We start from the raw sequence: 17053 nt of genomic DNA on the forward strand, positions 1-17053 counted from the left end.
GTAGAGACCAAGCACCGCCATGTCTCTCAGGCATTCCTGATCTCAGGGTATCTGATCATGTAGGGGCAATCCCTTGTGGTTGCCCATGCCGTTTGAAACGCTATTGGCATAGACGTTCGCAGGTCCTCCGGACGCTACGAGGTTTTTTGAGAATGCGCCGAAAGGTTTGTTTCAAAGCAGTTTTCCGAAAATCAGCCTATAAAAAGGACAACTCTTTTCTTTTTCGTAGAAGTCTGGATAACCAAAGGCCCACCATGGAGACAAGGACAAACTTCTACAACACCAACGGCATCCAACTTCAGGTGGTGCAGGCAGGACCTGAAGACGGTAAGGTAATCTTGTTTCTGCACGGCTTCCCGGAGTTCTGGTATGGTTGGGAAAAGCAACTCCGCATTTTCTCAGAGGAGGGTTGGCTTGCGGTGGCGCCGGACCAAAGAGGCTATAATCTGAGCACCAAACCCGAGGGAGTAGAAGCCTATACCATTGATGAATTAACCAGGGACATTGCCGAGCTGATTCCGCAACTCACAGACCGGAAAGTAGTGTTGGTTGGGCATGACTGGGGCGGAGCGGTTGCCTGGAACCTGGCCCTGCACCATCAGGACTTGTTGGAGAAACTGGTGATCCTGAACATGCCGCACCCGCAGGTCATCCACCACCACCTCACCCACAACCCCAAGCAGATGCTCCGGAGCTGGTACGCCGGTTTCTTCCAGCTTCCCTGGGTGCCCGAAACCCTGAACAGTTCCTTTGATTTCAAACTGCTGGAAAGCACTTTGACCAGATCGGCGCAGCCCAACACCTTCACTGAACAGGATCTGGAGATTTACAAAGAAGTCTGGCGCCAGCCGGGTGCCCTGGAGGCCATGATCAACTGGTACCGTGCCTATAAATACAACCCCATAGAACCAGGCCACAAAATAGAAGTCCCTACTTTGATGCTGTGGGGAAAGCAGGACCAATTCCTTGGCACCGAGTTGGCCCAACCCAGCATTGACCAGTGCCTTAATGGCCAACTGATCTTTCTGGAAGAGGCCACCCACTGGCTACACCATGAACAACCCGATGAGGTGAATAAGCTAATTCTAGATTTCCTACGGGTTTGACCTCGTTTTTGCAAAATCATCCCTAAAACAAAAAACCGCACCTCAAAGAAGTGCGGCTTTCTCATCATTCATTAAATCAAAAACTCTCTTTAATTTCTTCCGCCTCGGCTACTCTCTCTTCTACCGGAGGATGGTTCCTGGCGGGGAGCAGACTGGCGCTGGGCCGGGGCTTGTTGTGACGGGGCAGAAACCTCGCGGCTACGCTGCTGGTACTGGCCCTGTGGGCTAGGTTCCTGCCGGCTGCGCGGCTCATACTGTCCCTGGCTTGTTGGAGCCTCTGTTCTGCGGGGAGAATAACCTCCCTCAGAGCGTTGTCTTGATTCCTGAACACCGGAGCGGGTGCGAACCTCGGCAGTGCCGGTTTCATCTGAACGTTGCTGGTAATCTGGTCTGCTGGTACGGGTTTGGGTGGCGTCCTCCCCGTAGCCAGCGGATGTTCTCCGGCCAGATTCCCGGGTGCGGCCGTACTCGCCGGCGGTGCTGCGCTGCTCTGAAGTTTGTTCCAGCCCAGTTCGGTTTTGCGAAGCAGTGCCCCCGTCCACGGTACGGCTGCGGGTAGAACCGCTTTCCATGCCAGCACGGTTGGTGTTGCTGCTGCGGTCAGATCGGCCTACGGTGCCTTGGTCTGACAAACGGGAACGATTGTCACGGCTGGCCAGGCGGGTTGGTGCTTCCTCGCGGCGTGAGTTCACATCTGGGCGGTAGATCCGGACGGAGTTCTCGGCCACCGAGGTTCTGCCGGGCCGATTGTCACGGTCTACGCGGTAGACATTCACCTTGCGGTTAGTGGCGCGCTCTATGTCTTGGTTTCGGGGTCCGTAGTTATAGCGGCGGTTGTCCCGCTCATAGTAGTTATTGATAATGGTGGTATTGTGGTAGATGTTCACCACCCGGGTTCTGGGCACACAATAGTCATAAATGCGCGGACTGGTGATGTACATCACCGGCACAAACACCCACCGCACGGCAGGCACTATGTAGGTCACGCGCGGGCCCATAGGCGCCCATCCGTAGTAACCGCCGCCGTTGCGCCAGTCTACCCAAGCCGGTCCCCACTCAGAACCTGGTATCCACAGCCATCCTTCGTAGTCATCGTAAATCCAGCGACCGTAATGGAACGGAGCCCAACCCCAGTCATAGTCAGAGACCCAGGTGTTGCCGTACTCGGTCATGACCCAATGGCCCCGGGTAGCGTACGGCTGAAATCCGCGCTCCACGGTAGGCGACCACACATAGCCATACTCGGGGTCCCGAATCCAGCGACCGTAGCGGTCCAGTTCGTCATAGAACGTCTGGAAAGACACCTGGTCTCCCGGACGGGCCTGCGCTTCTGGTGGAGAAGCCAGGCTGAGGGTCAGAAGCAGCAAAGCTCCCCAGACCCACAAGTTGTTAATAAAGGTTTTCATGTAACAGAGATTTAAACTAGACAGCGGCTTCATGTTTGGGGCACTAGCCAGCGTGCTAATTGGGTCATAGGAGAAAAATTCTCCTATTGCTTTTAAACCAAACATCTTGCCAAAAACACACGCTTTTCTGGGCTAAATCAAATATATTTTTATACGGACAAATGCCAACTTGAACCGGGCAAAAAGCCCCTGAAGATGCTTTTATTTTCTGGTCTATTCACCTCACCATCAGATAGAATTATTTGTAGCCGATGAGGAAAATACGGATAAGTAGAAATCCGGAGATACAAGACTTTTCGTACCTTTGTAGCAAAGCAGAAACCTGTTTTTCCAGGGCTCTGCTTTACCTATTCTATTAGCAGCGTATTGGCTTGAAATTTTACTTTTTTGACACGCCCGCCCAGCCGCATTCTTTTCAGTTCCGGGCACATTATCTTCCAGAAAACCTGAGGAAACTGAGGCTGGTGGGCAACCTTGCCCTGGCGGTAACCTGCGGGATTTTGCTTTTACCCCTGGTTTTTCCTTTTCTGAACCAGACCGCGCATGTCACTTTCTTCCGTGGCCTGAATATCTCGCTGGCTCTGGCCTCAGCAATGGCGTTGGGTTTAGAAGGATTGCTTCACCTCAACCAGAAACGCCAATACCCTTTGTGGCTTGTGCAGGCACTGTGCCTGGCCTTCGGGTTTGCGTTTATTTCCTGCTGCCTAGGCATTACGTTCATTGCGCAGTCTAACCCTAGAAACACCCTCACCATGTATTTGCTGGGGCTGGTTACGGTGGCTTTTCTCTGGGACTTTGAGTACTATGAGACCCTGGTGCTGGTCTCCTTAACGGCGCTGGCTTTCACGTTGGTGCTGCATTTCTCCGGCCTCAACCCAGAGCAAGTGGTCCTGAACCAGTGCATGTCCTTTGTGATCCTGCTTTGCTTTCTGGTGCTTTCCCGCCTGATGTACAGCTACCGGGCCAACCATTTCATTCAGCTGAAGGAGATTGAGGAAAAGAACCGCGAGATTCAGAAGATAAGCCAGGCCAAATCTGAGATTTTGGGCGTGGTGGCGCATGACCTGAGAAGCCCTTTCAACAACATTGAGATGATTACCTCTCTGTTGCAGAAGAAGAACCTCACCCCCGAGCAGGAACAACAGTATCTGAACCTGATCTTAACCAGTTGCCAGAACTCGCGCCTTACCATCAATGAGTTGCTGTTCATTGCCCGCGAGGAGCAGCAGGAAACCATTCCGCTGGAGAAAATGGATCTGTGCGCCTTGCTGCAGGATGTGCAAGAAGAATGGCAAACCCAGCTGCAAGGCTCCCGAAACCTGCTGCTCTCCCACCCTGCTACCCCGCTGTACGCCAACCTGAACAAAGAACGCTTCCACCGGGTGTTGAATAACCTGGTGTCCAATGCCGTGAAGTTCACCCCGGCCCAGGGCAAAATCAGGATCAAGGTGCGCGAGGAAAAGAAAAAGCTCCTGCTGGAGGTATCAGACAATGGCATCGGGATTCCAGAAAGGATGCGGCCTTTGTTGTTTGACCGATTCTCCAAAGCCAGGAGACGCGGCCTGCAGGGCGAAAAATCCACAGGTTTGGGCCTGAGCATCTGCCGCCAATTGGTGGAGCAGCACGGTGGCTCCATAGACGTAGAAAGCCAGGAGCGCCAGGGCACCACTTTCCATATCACCTTACCGGCGGCGGTTTAAGTCTCCCATTTCCTTTTCACTTAAGGTGCAGAAAGCTCATCTGTTTTAGGCTTGTTATGGGCAAAACAGCTTCAAAACAGGAAACAAACATCGGTAATAAGTAAGTACAATATGGGAACAACGAGTAATTTGGCCGTAAGCAAATTTCCTGTAGCTACAATAATTTATCCTAAAATTTGGATGCTAACTTTTTCGCTTCCACATTTGCACCCGTAAAGTCGATTATCCCTATCCAAGGGTTTTGATTTATAAAGAAGAAGGGAGAGAACAGGCTCTGTGAACTTCTAGCAACCTACAAAGACAAGGTGCTAATTCCTGCCTAAAGCATTTAGGAAATATAAACCGTAAGAAAACCCATGATGCAGCACACGCTTTCTTCTATTGCCACTTTTCTGAACGATCTGATCACCGGATTATTCGGTCAAACTTTGCAACCTGTTCCGGTTTCTGTGTCTAAGCAGAACCGCTGTTGTTGTTGAGGCGCATCTCGCCGGAAGGGTTCTGAAGAAGCCTGCCCGTTACTACTGTGTTTCCAGTTTTGTACCCGGGTTCATGATTTGCCCCCACATCATTTCTTCTCTCCCTTAAACCGGCTGGCACTTAGGTGCCAAAATTCATCCTCCGTTTTTAATATGATTTTGTAAAAGCAGCCCAGAAAAAGGGTTTTCCATTTGCTTACAACACAATACTCCTCTAAATCTATAGAGATTAGCTAAATAAACACACCACAAGTAATACACGAACTAATATGTCAACTTCTGCATCCGTAAAGCCTATTGCCATCTACCACGAGCACCCAGACTGGTTCAAGCCTTTGTTTGAGGAACTGGACGCCCGCGGCCTTCCATATGTACGCCTGAACGCCGCTGAGCACACCTATGACCTGGCCGAGGACGAAACCCCATACAGCCTGTTCTTCAACCGCATGAGCCCTTCTGCTTACCTGCGCGGCAATGAGAATGGCATTTTCTATACCTTGGGCTTACTTGCCCACCTGGAGCGCACCGGCACCCCAACCGTGAACGGCCACAAAGCTTTCCAGTACGAGACCAACAAAGCCCTGCAGTTGTCTTTGCTGCAGTCACTGGGTCTGCCTTATCCAAAAGCGCGCGTGATCAACCACGCTTCCCAGGCCGTGAAAGCCGCCGAGGGTCTGCGTTTCCCCATCGTGGTGAAAGCCAACATTGGCGGTAGCGGTGCGGGGATCATCAAGTATGATTCTGTAGAAGCCCTGGAGCAATCCGTAGCTAACAACGAGATAGATCTGGGTATTGACCACACAGCGCTGGTGCAGGAGTTCATCCCGGCCCGCGGCGGGTACATCCACCGCGTTGAGACTTTGGGCGGCAAATACCTGTACGCCATCAAAGTGTACACTACCGGCGAGAGCTTCAACCTGTGCCCAGCTGATATCTGCCAGACGACTACCGGTGTGGAACTGGTGCGCAACGCCTGCGCCTTGGACGCTCCTAAAAATGGCCTGAAAGTAGAGGGCTATACCCCGGAGCAGGAAGTAATTGATGCCATTGAGGCCATCATGCAGAACTCAGGTATTGACGTGGGCGGCATTGAGTACATCATTGACGACCGTGACGGCCAAATCTATTACTATGACGTGAATGCCCTTTCCAACTTCGTGGCCGATGCCGTGAATGTGATCGGGTTCAACCCGCACAAGAAGTTGGTTGACTTCCTGGAGAAAAAGGCCCAACTAGTAACTGAGGAGGTATAAGCATGCAGTTTGGATATTGGTTACCTGTATTTGGCGGCTGGCTGCGCAACGTGCCCGATGAAGGCATGACCACCTCCTGGGAGTACGTAAAGAAGTTGGCGCAACGCAGCGAGGATTGGGGCTACAGCCTGGCCCTTATTGCTGAGCTGTATTTGAACGACATCAAAGGCCAGGAAGCCCCGGCCCTGGATGCCTGGTCTACCGCCGCCGCTTTGGCTGCCGTGACCGAAGAACTGGAGATCATGGTGGCCGTTCGGCCTACGTTTCATAACCCGGCACTGCTCGCGAAAGCCGCCGCCAACATTGACCTCATCAGCAATGGCCGCCTGTCTCTGAATGTGGTGTCTAGCTGGTGGAAGGACGAGGCCACCAAGTACGGCATCCAGTTTGAGCAGCACGATGACCGTTACGCCCGCACCAAAGAGTGGCTGGACGTGGTGACCAACCTCTGGGAGAAAGACCATTTCACCTATGAAGGCAAGTACTACCAGGTCACCGATAACGTGCTGCAGCCCAAGCCTAAGAAAAAACCGTTCATCTACGCCGGGGGCGAATCTGAAGCCGCCAAAACGCTTATCTCTAACCAGTGTGATGGCTACGTGATGCACGGCGATTCCCCGGAGACCATCGGGAACCGTATCTCTGACATGCGCGAACGCCGCGAGAAAGCCGGTTTGCCGCCGATGAAATTCGGGGTGGCCGCTTACTCCATCGTGCGCGATACGGAGCAGGAAGTGAAGAAAGAATTAGACCGCATCACGGATGTAAACGCCTCGGCGGCCGGATACGGCAACTACCAGCAGTGGCTGGCGGGCACGCAGCTGGAGCAGCAGGTTTCTCTGCAGGACTACTCCGTGTCTAACCGCGGACTACGCACCGGACTCACCGGCACACCGGCCCAAATCCAGGACCGCATAGGTGAGTACGAGAAAGTAGGCGTTGATTTCTTCCTGCTGCAGTGTAGCCCACAACTGGAAGAGATGGAGCGTTTCTCTGAATCAGTCATCCAGGTGACAGCTTAGATAGATTTTAATTCCATTTTAGAATGACCAGAATCCCTGCTCCCGTTTGGTGGCAGGGATTTTTTATGTGCTTGTTCAATCACAGCTTTTCGTTAAATACCCCGAATAAAAGAAGAAAGGTTCTAAGTACTATGAGCTAGGGAATCCTTTGGTACTTGTCTAGTAGCAGATTCTCCCCTTGAGGGGAGCGAAGAGGGGAGAATCTGCGTTGATTAGAGGGAGTTGGTACTACTAGCAGTTAGTACCTAATGAAGAATAATTTCTGGCCTTATGGCCTTTATAATCCTAAGTCAACTTTAAATCAGCAACCCCTTAAACGCAAAAGAGGCAAGCCACTGGCCTGCCTCTTTTGCACACTTATACTACTACTTAACTTCTGTTTTGTCCTCTTGAACGAGTGCTGTCGCGGTCAAAGCGGTTGCCGTCTTTTCCCCGGCGATTAGCGCGGTTGGCTTGCATCTGTTTGCGGTCTTCCTGGTATTTGGCGTATTGCTTTTTGGTCAGGATATCTTTGAGTTCTTTTTCCCAATCGGCGCGGAGGTTTTTCATTTGCTGGTGCTGCTGGTCGTTGCGCTCAGTGCGTTGGCTTTTCTGGGCAAACTGGCCGTGGAAGCTTTCCATCTGCTGGGCGTGTTTCAGGTTCAGGGCCTGCAGTTTTCTTTTCTGCGAGCTGCTTAGATCATACTTCTGGCTCAGCATCTCGGTGCGCTTGGTGGCGTGCTGCTCGGGAGTCAGTTTTTCTCTGCGGTCTCCATCACGGCGAGCCTCGCGGTTGCCTCTGCCCTGCTCGGTTCTGTTCTCTGATCTCTGGCCACGTTGCGGATTATCCTGCGCCTGAGAAGTACCGGCTATCGCCAAACCTAACGCTAACATTACTACTACCTTTTTCATCTTCGTTTTTAATTAATGGGTTTAGAGTTTCTATTTTGATCCGGGCTGCTTGCCCCGGTGACTGGTTATTTGCAAAGCAGGTGCCAGAAAAGGGCCAAAGCAGACTGAATTTGGCCAAATGGACAATTCCCGAAGTGAACCGGACAGAACCGGCAGGTCAAACGACCAACTCTTTTTGGGGCTGTTTTTCCAAAATCAGGCCCGAAACAAAAAACGCTTTCACCCTATGGCAAAAGCGTTTTCCTTATTTAATCTAGTGCCGGTTATCCCTGGGGCGGTGGTCCGCCCGGTAATCCTCCGCCGGGAGGCGGGCCAGGGAAATCACGGTCTCGTTTCTGTTCCTGTGGCGCGCTGCCGGTGAAGTTGCGCAGGTTGTAGGTGAAGGTAAGCATGAAGAACCGCTGCAGCACGCTGGACTGCACATCTTCCACATACTGCGAAGTGATGTTGCGTTGCACGCTCACGTTCTGGTTCAGGAGGTCATTCACGCTCAGGCTCAGCTCGGCCGTCTGGCTTTTGAACAGCTTCTTGCTGATGCTCATGTTCCAGAGCAGGTAGTTGGCATTGTACCCCTCAGACAAACCCGAGTTGTACTGGTGGTTCAGCTCGGTGCGGTACACCAGCCCCGGCCCGAAGATCCAGTTGTACTTGAGGCTGGTATTCTGGGTGAAGTAGTTGCTGTTCAATTGGCTTTGGAGCGAGTTCTGCACAAAATTGTAGGTGGAGTTGGTGGAGATATTGAAATCTATCTTCTCGCTAATGTTGCTGCTCAAAGACAACCCACCACTCACGTTGGGCGCACTGGCAATGTTCAGTTGGCCGTTGGTAAGGCCCGGCGTGCGGGTGTACCCTATCGAGCCGTTGATCCCGAAGTTGGATTTAAGGAAACCCACCGGCTGCCCCAGGTGGAAGACCGAGCGCACGTTTACGTAACCATCCAGGTTCACCGGTGTGGTGAGCTGCTGCCCTTTCTCCAAGACCTGCCCGTTGGCCAGGGTGATGGGTTCGGTAGTAGCCCGCGTGATGCTGTTGCCCACGTAGTTTTGCACCAGATTTCCGAAAACACCTACAAAAAAGACCCGGTTGGTTTCCGTATTGAAGTTGCGGAACCCGGTCCGGAAGTTGTGCGTGTAGCTTTGCTGCAAGGCCGGGTTCCCCTGGTACAGTTGGAGCGGATTGGAGTTGTCTATGGCCTGGCTCAACTGGTCCACTGAAGGCGCGTTGGTGCTGGTGGTGTAGTTAAAGTCAAAGTTCTTGCTCTGCGAGAACTTGAAATTAAGGTCCACCGAGGGCAAAATGCTGGTAAACCGCCGGGTATAAAAATCCTCCGAAGGATACTCCTGGTCGTTTTCCAGGGTGGCCAGTTGGTAGCGGACGTTCACCCGCAGCCGCAGTTTGCCCTGGTTGTACTGATACCCCGTCCCGAAACGCTGGGTGAAATAGGTGCTCTGGAAGGTGTTGCTCAGGGCCGTGTTCAGCTGGCTATACTCGCCAGTGCCTTCCACCAGATTATAGGCCCGTTTGTCTGAATCGTTCAGTTGGTTACCCAGGTTGTAGATGAGCTGCAGCTGCCCGCTTTTGCCCACCGGCTCATTGTAGGTCAGGTCACCGATCCAGGAGAACCCAGAGCGGTGCTGTTCGGTGAACAGGTTCTGCGTATGGTCTTCATTAGCGCCCCGGTAATAAATGGTATTTGCCACCAAGGTATTGTCACCGTTGCTGTTGGTGTAGCTGGTGTTTAGGCTGGCCGAGAAATTCCGCCCCACCTTTCCGAATTTATGGCTGAACAGGATATTGTTGTTAAATGTCAGTGATTTACTCTGGGCTAGGGTAGAGTTCTCCGAGGTATTCAGAGCGCCGTTCAGATTGGAGGTGGCGCTGGAGACCTGATTATCTGAATTGCTCTCCTGCACCGTAAGGCTGGGCGTGATCAATAGGCGGTTATTGGGGTTGATGTTATAATCCAGCCGGAAGTTGAACTGGTGGTCTTTGGTATTGGTAGCGCTCAAACGATTCTCTGAGTACACCTGACCAGAATCCGAAGGCAGTGTATAATTCTGCACCCGGAACTGATTGTTGGTGATACTGCGGTCCGTGAACTTGTAATTGCCGCTCACCTCCATCTTCTTGCCCCATAGGTCGCTGTAATTCAGGCCCAGGGTGTTAGTTGAGATCAACCCCGAGGTAGTGCCGCCCCCCATAGGTGGCCTACGTCCGCGCATGCCGCCGCCGGGCGTCTCGCCCACCGAGAAGTCCAGCAAATTGATGTTATTGGTGAGGCCGGTGAAGGTCAGGCGCTGGTTCCCATTAAAGGAGTTCACGGCCACGCCCACCATGTATTTGTTATCGGACCCGTACCCCGCAGAGGCTTTACCGAACTGTCCCGTCCGCTTCTCCGGTTTGGTGATGATGTTGATGGTCTTGGCTGAGTTGCCATCGTCCACCCCGCTGAACTCAGCCTGGTCGCTTTTCTTGTCGAAGATCTGAATTTTAGCGATCACCTCGGCGGGAAGGCTGCGCAGGGCGGTACTAGGATCATCGCTGAAGAAGCGCTTGCCATCCACGAGTACCTGTTTCACGTCCTGGCCCTGCGCCTGCAGCGTACCATTAGTCACCGTGATGCCCGGCATCTTCTGCACCAGATCCTCGGCGCTCGCATCAGGGGCGGTCTTGAAGGCGGCGGCATTGAACTGCGTGGTATCGCCTTTCTGCTCACCCGGCGGAATCTTACCCACCACTTTCACCTCATTCAGCAGCTGGGAGTTCAGCGCTAAAGCCAGCATGCCCAAATCCACTGAGGCAGTCACCGGCACCGATTTCTGGAAAGTCTGGTAACCCAGGAAAGTGATTCTGAGGGAGTAGTTGCCGGCGGGCACCTGCACCTTGAACGCCCCGGTGACCTCGGTACTGGCCATTGTTTGCGTAGAGTCAAGCACGCGGGTAATTATCACCGTGGCGCCGGGTAGGGCGGATTTATCAGTGGCATCCACCACCTTACCGGAAAGGGTAAAAGACTGTGCCCAGGCACCCGTGGCACCTGCTAGCAAGATCATCAATAATAGGAACCGTTTCATGCTTCAGAACATCTGTAATAGGCTTTACGCCCGATGAGACAAATGTCCTGAAACAAGCCCCGCTGCACCAGCTAAACCTCAGTGAAGCAGGCAAATCTCTGTTTGAAGCAGCTGCTGCTTTGGAGTTTCTGTTTTGGAATAGCTAGCCATTTTGCGCCAGTTATTAAGAAAACGGCCTGTAAACAAAACCTCTAGAAATGGTTTCTATTAAGAATGGTTGCTACGTTTTAGCAGGATTTCCCACTACCATTATCACGCATTCCGTCCCCCTTTGAAGGGGTAGGGGGATGATTACTCGTGCAGGTCTCTCGCATTCTTGATATGTAGGGGCAATCCCTTGTGGTTGCCCTTGCGCATTTCACCTGTTTTTGGTTGTTGGTGATAACACCAACAACAGGAGGAAACTAGCTAAAGTAAGTCTATAGAATGGAAGGATAGGAAGGAGTAAACACCCCCTCTTCAGAGATTCGCTCACTGTCACAAACTCTCGTTTAGGAAATTCTCAAGGTGAGAATATGCAGTGGCAAACGCTAAGGGCAACCACAAGAGATTGCCCCTACAATATTCCGGGAATGCGTGTAATCTGCACGAGTAATCATCCCCCTACCCCCTTCAAAGGGGGACGGAATGCGTGCTGAAGATGCTACTTCTTGTTTAAAGAACGAGAAAGGAGTTAGTAAGAGACCACCGAGGACTTTCTCTTGGCTAGTTTGGCTTGCTGCTGTCTCAGGCCTTTGAGCTGGAACTTGAGCTCCTTCAAATCTTCCATGAGCAAGATGGCCACCTTCTTATTCAGTTTCCGGAGTTCTGCTGAATGCAGGCATTTTTGTTTCAGGGCAATCTCGTTCTCCAATTTTGTGATGCGTTTGTCTTCCATAATACTTGAAAGGTTGGGTTAAAATCTAAGTAGAAGGTGGGGCAAATGGTTTTGATTTCAGTTGTGTATTTCGGCTTTAGGCCTGTTTTCTAGAAATCAGCATCAAAACAACTAGTCTCTAGAGAACAAAGGGCACAGCTTATCCTCATGACAGTTCTTGGCCGTCATTCCCTTATCTCTAAAACAAATTATTACTGGGCCAGCCAGGCCAAGAACAGCGGGCTCTTGGCTTTGCTCACAATGATCTCTTCCTGGAACGGGATGTTGAGCGTAACGGAGAGTTTGCGGCCGAAGTACTGCGAGGCTTCCTTGATGACCTTGTAGTTGAGCAGGAACTGCCGGTTGGCCCGGAAAAATTGGTTTCCGCAGAGGGCTTCCATTTCTTCCATGTTCTGATTGAGAGTGAATTTCTTTTGGTCAAAGGTGAGCACGTGCGTGACCAGGTTCTGGGAATAAACCACCGCTATCTGGTCTAGGGGCAGCGGAATGATCTTGTCGCGCTGGAATACGAGTACAGACTGCGGCTTTTGGGCCGGACGGTGGTCCAGGAGTTGCAGCAGGGCCTGGTAATCCGGCTTCTCGGGGGCCAGGCTTTCCTGTAGCTTCTTGTATTTGAGCAGCGTTTTCTGGATCGTTTCCTGGCTGAAGGGTTTCAGGATGTAGTCAATGCCGTTGGCCTTAAAGGCCTCCAGCGCATACTCGTTGTAAGCGGTGCAGAACACCACCGGCTTGGTGATGTCCACGGCCTGGAACACCTCAAAGCTCAGCCCATCGCCCAATTGGATATCCGAGAAAATCAGGTCGGGCTGAGGGTTCTCCCTAAAATAAGCGATGGCCGCTTTCACTGAGGGCAGCACCGCCAGGATTTTGGCGCCGGGCTCAACCTCCAGCAGCGTGTCTTCCAGGTCTTCGGCGGTGAGGGTTTCATCTTCAATTATGACAATGTTCATTGAAAAGCAGCTTTAATTCAACAGAGAAATATTGGTCGGTTTCCCGGATGGTCACGCCATGCCCGCAGATAACCTGGTAGCGCTCCGCCAGGTTCTTCAACCCGATGCCGGAGGATGGCTCCAGGGACTGTTTGGGCTTTTTGTTGTTCCAGACCACAATGGCGTCCTCGGGCCCGTAGGATATCCTGATCCGCAAAGGTTCTTCTACGGTGAAGGCGTTGTGCTTGATGGCATTCTCCACCAGTAACTGCAGAGAGAAAATGGGCAGGCAGCCGGTAGAGAGGATATGGTCCGGGATCTCTATGGTATAGGAAAAGGAATCCTTGAACCGCACTTTCTGCATCTCGAGGTAATCTACGCAGAGCTTGAGTTCTTCCTCCAGCGGAATGGTGGTCTCGTTCCCGGAGGAGATGGAGGCCCTCAGTAAGTCCGAGAGCCGCACCAGGTATTCCTCGGCCTCGGGCCGCTGTTTCTTGATAAGCGACTTAAGCGTGTTGAGCGAGTTAAACAGGAAATGCGGCTGCAACTGGTGCTTCAGGTGCTGGTGCTGCGCGATGGCGTGGTTCATTTTGAGCTCGCTGTTCTCCACCGCAATTTGGGCGCTCTTGCGCTGCAGAATCATCAGATCCATGAGCACCAAAATAATGGTGTTATTGGTGAGCGCCACTATGAGCGGAAAAATCCGGAACCGGGCCCCGTCGGTGATCACGAAAATGAGCGCCAGCCCACCGTAATACACCAGGGCGGTGAGCAGGTAGCTGATGCCATACCGGACAAAGCTCTTGGTTTTCTCCCGCCAGTCCAGCTTGCTGATCTTGCCATACAGGTAGATATTGATAAACCACAGGCAGAACATGAGAACCGAGATCTCCAGCACGGAGAGAAGGATATTCTCCTGCGGCCGCGGAAAAGGCATATCCCGCAGGCGCGGCCTGGGCGGACGGTCCCCGAAGAAAAACGGACGGCCAGCATTGATCACCGGGAACAGACTGATGACTCCCCAGGCCACCGTGGTAATGGCCGCTACTTTCCAGAGGCCTTTCTTATATGATTCTTGCTCCATGTGGCGTAAAGCTAATTAATGATTTTACATACGGATGCGCTTCTTCAGTACCCATCCCGTTACCCGTACAGAAAAATAAAAGAAGAGCCCAATCAGATGGACTCCTCAGTGAGCATTAAGTGAAGAACATTTTTATGGCAAAACTTAAAAAACGGTCAATAAACAGGTCCACTTGGCTTTGTGGCGTTATCCTCTATGGTGGACCAAGCGCTGAAGATATTTGATTGCCTCCTCAATGGCTTACCCGTGGAGAATCGCTTCGCTTAGTCGTTGTTGGCCATGGTGGGGTCAAACTGCCACAGGTCATCAAAGCGGGAGGAACCGTAAGCCCCGGTGGTGATGTAGCCGTAATTCCCGATCACGAAGCCTACCGCGCCTTCGCGGGGATACCCGTCAAAGGCACTCATCTGGGTCCAGGTATCGGCGATAGCGTCATAGGCCCACACCTCAGAAAGCGCGCTGCCGTTGGTGCCTACGCACAGGTAGGCTTTCCCATTCATGGTGAAAGTCACGGCCAGGCTACGCGCCGAGGGATAATCTTCGCCCTCGCGGTCGGTTTCGTCCAGGGCCTTCAGTCTTTTCCAGGAGTCGTTCACGGGGTCATACTCCAGCAGGTCGGTTTCGTAGAGGCCGTTGTTCTGGCCGCCGCCCACGTAGCCCTTTCCGTTAAGCGAGAACGCGAAGCCGTTGAAGCGCTTGGCGCCGCCCAGGCCTACTTTCTCGGTCCAGTTGCCGGTGGTGGGGTCATACTGCCAGAAATCCTTGAGGTAGTTGCCGTCATAACCGGCGCCCAGGTATCCTTTGTCATTGATGGTGAGCGCCAGGGCGCCGTAACGGGCACTGCCTGGGAAATTGGTGATTCTGGTCCAAGTGTTTGCCTCAGGGTCATACTCGTAGAAGTCTTTGAGGTAATCTGCGCCGTTGTAGCCGGTACCCACGTAGCCTTTGCCGTTGGCGGTAAAACTCACCGCCGCGCTCCGGGCATCGCCGGGGAAATCCGCGATCCTGATCCAGGCGCTTTTGCTGGGGTCGTATTGCCAGAAGTCTTTCAGACGGTTTTTGCCGTCATAGCCGGTGCCTACGTAAGCCTTCTCGCCTATCACAAAGGAAACGGCTCCGCTCCTGGACACGCCCGCAAACTCTGACTGCCGCAGCCAATCGCCGTTGAGATCTGTGTCTTCTTCAGAGGAACTGCAGGAGGTGATGGAAAACAGGGCCATCCATATGAACCCCAGGAATACGCTTGCCTTATTGAAACTCTTTCTCATGTGTACAGGTGATTTTCTTTGTGTTTACTGGTTTAACTTGGTGTAAAAAATTCTGAGCCGCACGCGGTTGGCGGCATGGTGCTGGCCTCCCACGTTGATTTTGTTTATTTCTGAGAGAAAGGATTCTGAGGCAGCGGCCACCAGGAGCCCGTTGTTGGGTTTGGTGCCGGCCAGCAGCTGGTCCAGGTACTCGGTGATGACAAAACGGTACTTAGACTGCATGTCAAACTCGGCATCGGGCTGGTAAGTGGCCGTCTGGGCTTCTGTGGTGGAATAGTCCTTGAGCAGCGGTGAGCCCGGCACGTTCGTTTCCCCGGATTGGTAAAGGGCCAGGGTCTGGGGAGGAAGCGAAGGATAGCGGTTGGTGTTGGTGACCGGTACAACCTCCAGCACGGCCTTGTGGATGAGGGTGAAACCCAGCCCGCTTTTCAGGGCGGCCAGGTAAGGAAAATCCAGCTTGACCATGATCCCCGTACCTGATTGCGCAAAAGCCATGTCATTGGTGGCTGTGCTACTCACCGTCTGCCCACGCTTCAGGCCTTTGAAGACCGACTGGCCGTAATCTCCCGTTACCTGGTTGAACTGGGTATTGCCGGTGGTCAGGGCAAAGTCATAGGAAGAGATGTCTGAGGCAGCAGGATTGGTATAGTAGAGCCTCACCTTCACCCCGCTGCCGGTCACACCCAGAATAACTTTCTGCCCCGAGGCACTGATCCGGAAACCGTTCATTATTTTCTTATAATCCGCGGCGTTGAGGGCAGTACCGCCGTTTTTCTGCAGCGCCAGCAGCTTTCTTCCCATCTCATCCGGCAGGGTTACCTCAATGCTGTCGCCGCTGGCGGGTCTAGGGGCAAAAGTGTGCGTGGCCAGGGGCTGGGCCTCCGGCTGGAAGCTGGACACATTGTACAACCCAGTGGAAGCATAGAAATAAGAGTTTGGCACCTCCGTGCCGATGTAGGGTGGCAGAGCCTTGGTTTCAATGGCTTCCTCTAACTGGTGCACCTGCAGGTTCATGCGCGAAGTAGTATCACCATAGGAATAGCCTGAGTAAGGCAGGATCAGCTTCACGGAATCATAGGTGGCTTCCTCGTCAATGGTGGCGTAGTCCACCAGGTTAAGCTGGAAGTAAGCGCTGGCCGTAGTCTCCCCGATCACCGCATCCGGGTAGTTCCCGAAGAGCAGCGTACCGGTACCCGATGTCACCACCGAATCCAGCAAAACCGTGGACACATTCACCGTGACCGTGTCTGAGTACTGCACCGCCTGGGTCTCTCCCTGCAGGTCCAACCCGATTGCCCCGCCTTCTGAACAGGAAAAAATTGCTTGAGAAAGCAAGAGCAGGCAACAAGCCCTGAGAAAATCTTGGCGGAGAAAAGGTAAAGGCATAGTGGAAAAGGTGATCTGTTCCACAAACTTGGCGTAATGAGGCCCCGGCCACAACCAGAAAAGAAGTCAAGAGGACAATCTGCGGGGTGAAACGGCTATATGGACCTTTGTAGCTTCAAGGCAGTCAAAAGCAGGCGTATTTCCCTTTTAAGGCCGTTTTTTAAGAAGTTTCAACTTTTTCAGAAAGATTGGAACAGACCATGCTGTACTTATTGTTGTATCTACAAGAATGAAAATTGGAAAGAATTGTAAAAAATAATTCCTATATTCATTAAAACACCGTAAAATCTTCTTGACCCAACGGCGTTGAGAGTACAATGGTAGAAGGGAGAGAACAGGCTCTATGAACTTCTGGCAACTAATTAATCAGTTGCTGCACCCTGTCCAACTTTTATTTCTAAACCCATGACAAGCAACACAGTTTCATCCATCGCTTCGTTACTGAAAGAATTGATTTCAAGATTAACCGGCCCTACCCTGCAACCAGTACCCGTTCCAGTTCGGCAGCAATCGCGCTAATTCACTATCTGGAGTTTGCAGGCAAGTGCCGTAGAAGCCTTTCCCTGACTTAATCACCA

General features: G+C 52.4%; 12 protein-coding genes and 1 riboswitch. Of the genes, 4 read left to right on the plus strand and 8 right to left on the minus strand.

All coding sequences use genetic code 11. The features are described 5' to 3' along the window. Nucleotides 1–254 precede the first annotated feature (254 nt). Nucleotides 255–1106 carry an alpha/beta fold hydrolase gene (locus J3P34_RS00760; protein WP_210486001.1) on the plus strand — a complete coding sequence of 284 codons (852 nt, stop codon included), beginning with the start codon at nt 255–257 and terminating at the stop codon, nt 1104–1106. Nucleotides 1107–1195: 89 nt separating this feature from the next. Here the strand turns inward: J3P34_RS00760 and J3P34_RS00765 are convergent, their stop codons facing one another. After that, nucleotides 1196–2512, minus strand: coding sequence for a DUF6600 domain-containing protein (locus tag J3P34_RS00765; protein WP_210486002.1), 1317 nt, complete (start codon nt 2510–2512; stop codon nt 1196–1198). Nucleotides 2513–2883: 371 nt separating this feature from the next. Between J3P34_RS00765 and J3P34_RS00770 the strand changes: the two genes are divergently transcribed. The 3 genes from J3P34_RS00770 (at nt 2884) to J3P34_RS00780 (ending at nt 6966) form a co-directional block, all read left to right on the plus strand. Continuing rightward, a complete protein-coding gene (locus tag J3P34_RS00770; protein ID WP_210486003.1) occupies nt 2884–4212 on the plus strand; it encodes a sensor histidine kinase in 1329 nt (442 codons plus the stop codon). A 243-nt stretch (nt 4213–4455) separates the two neighbouring features. Further along, nucleotides 4456–4556, plus strand: a riboswitch (SAM riboswitch). A 404-nt stretch (nt 4557–4960) separates the two neighbouring features. Then, a complete protein-coding gene (locus J3P34_RS00775) occupies nt 4961–5944 on the plus strand; it encodes an ATP-grasp domain-containing protein (RefSeq protein WP_190300507.1) in 984 nt (327 codons plus the stop codon). A gap of 2 nt (nt 5945–5946) precedes the next feature. Further along, nucleotides 5947–6966, plus strand: a complete 1020-nt coding sequence (locus tag J3P34_RS00780) for an LLM class flavin-dependent oxidoreductase (protein ID WP_210486004.1) — start codon at nt 5947–5949, stop codon at nt 6964–6966. Nucleotides 6967–7335: 369 nt separating this feature from the next. Here J3P34_RS00780 and J3P34_RS00785 read toward each other — a convergent pair whose 3' ends face one another. From J3P34_RS00785 to J3P34_RS00815, 7 genes are all read right to left on the minus strand, one after another. Then, complete coding sequence (locus tag J3P34_RS00785; protein WP_210486005.1) at nt 7336–7857, minus strand: DUF4890 domain-containing protein; 522 nt, start codon at nt 7855–7857, stop codon at nt 7336–7338. A gap of 263 nt (nt 7858–8120) precedes the next feature. Beyond that, nucleotides 8121–10931 carry a TonB-dependent receptor gene (locus J3P34_RS00790; protein ID WP_210486006.1) on the minus strand — a complete coding sequence of 937 codons (2811 nt, stop codon included), beginning with the start codon at nt 10929–10931 and terminating at the stop codon, nt 8121–8123. 673 nt (nt 10932–11604) lie between these two features. Continuing rightward, entirely contained in the window at nt 11605–11808 is a 204-nt protein-coding gene (locus tag J3P34_RS00795; RefSeq protein WP_210486007.1) for a hypothetical protein, read from the minus strand. A 191-nt stretch (nt 11809–11999) separates the two neighbouring features. Next, nucleotides 12000–12758, minus strand: a complete 759-nt coding sequence (locus J3P34_RS00800; protein ID WP_210486008.1) for a LytR/AlgR family response regulator transcription factor — start codon at nt 12756–12758, stop codon at nt 12000–12002. Continuing rightward, a complete protein-coding gene (locus J3P34_RS00805) occupies nt 12739–13821 on the minus strand; it encodes a sensor histidine kinase (RefSeq protein ID WP_210486009.1) in 1083 nt (360 codons plus the stop codon). The genes J3P34_RS00800 and J3P34_RS00805 overlap by 20 nt, the downstream gene beginning before the upstream one ends. A 263-nt stretch (nt 13822–14084) precedes the next feature. Further along, nucleotides 14085–15089, minus strand: a complete 1005-nt coding sequence (locus J3P34_RS00810) for a Kelch repeat-containing protein (RefSeq protein WP_246853491.1) — start codon at nt 15087–15089, stop codon at nt 14085–14087. Between the two features lie 24 nt (nt 15090–15113). Continuing rightward, a complete protein-coding gene (locus J3P34_RS00815) occupies nt 15114–16424 on the minus strand; it encodes a DUF4270 family protein (protein ID WP_210486010.1) in 1311 nt (436 codons plus the stop codon). Nucleotides 16425–17053: the final 629 nt, after the last annotated feature.

Origin of the sequence: Rufibacter aurantiacus, from assembly GCF_017916345.1 — a bacterium.
GTDB classification, from domain to species: Bacteria; Bacteroidota; Bacteroidia; order Cytophagales; family Hymenobacteraceae; genus Nibribacter; species Nibribacter roseolus.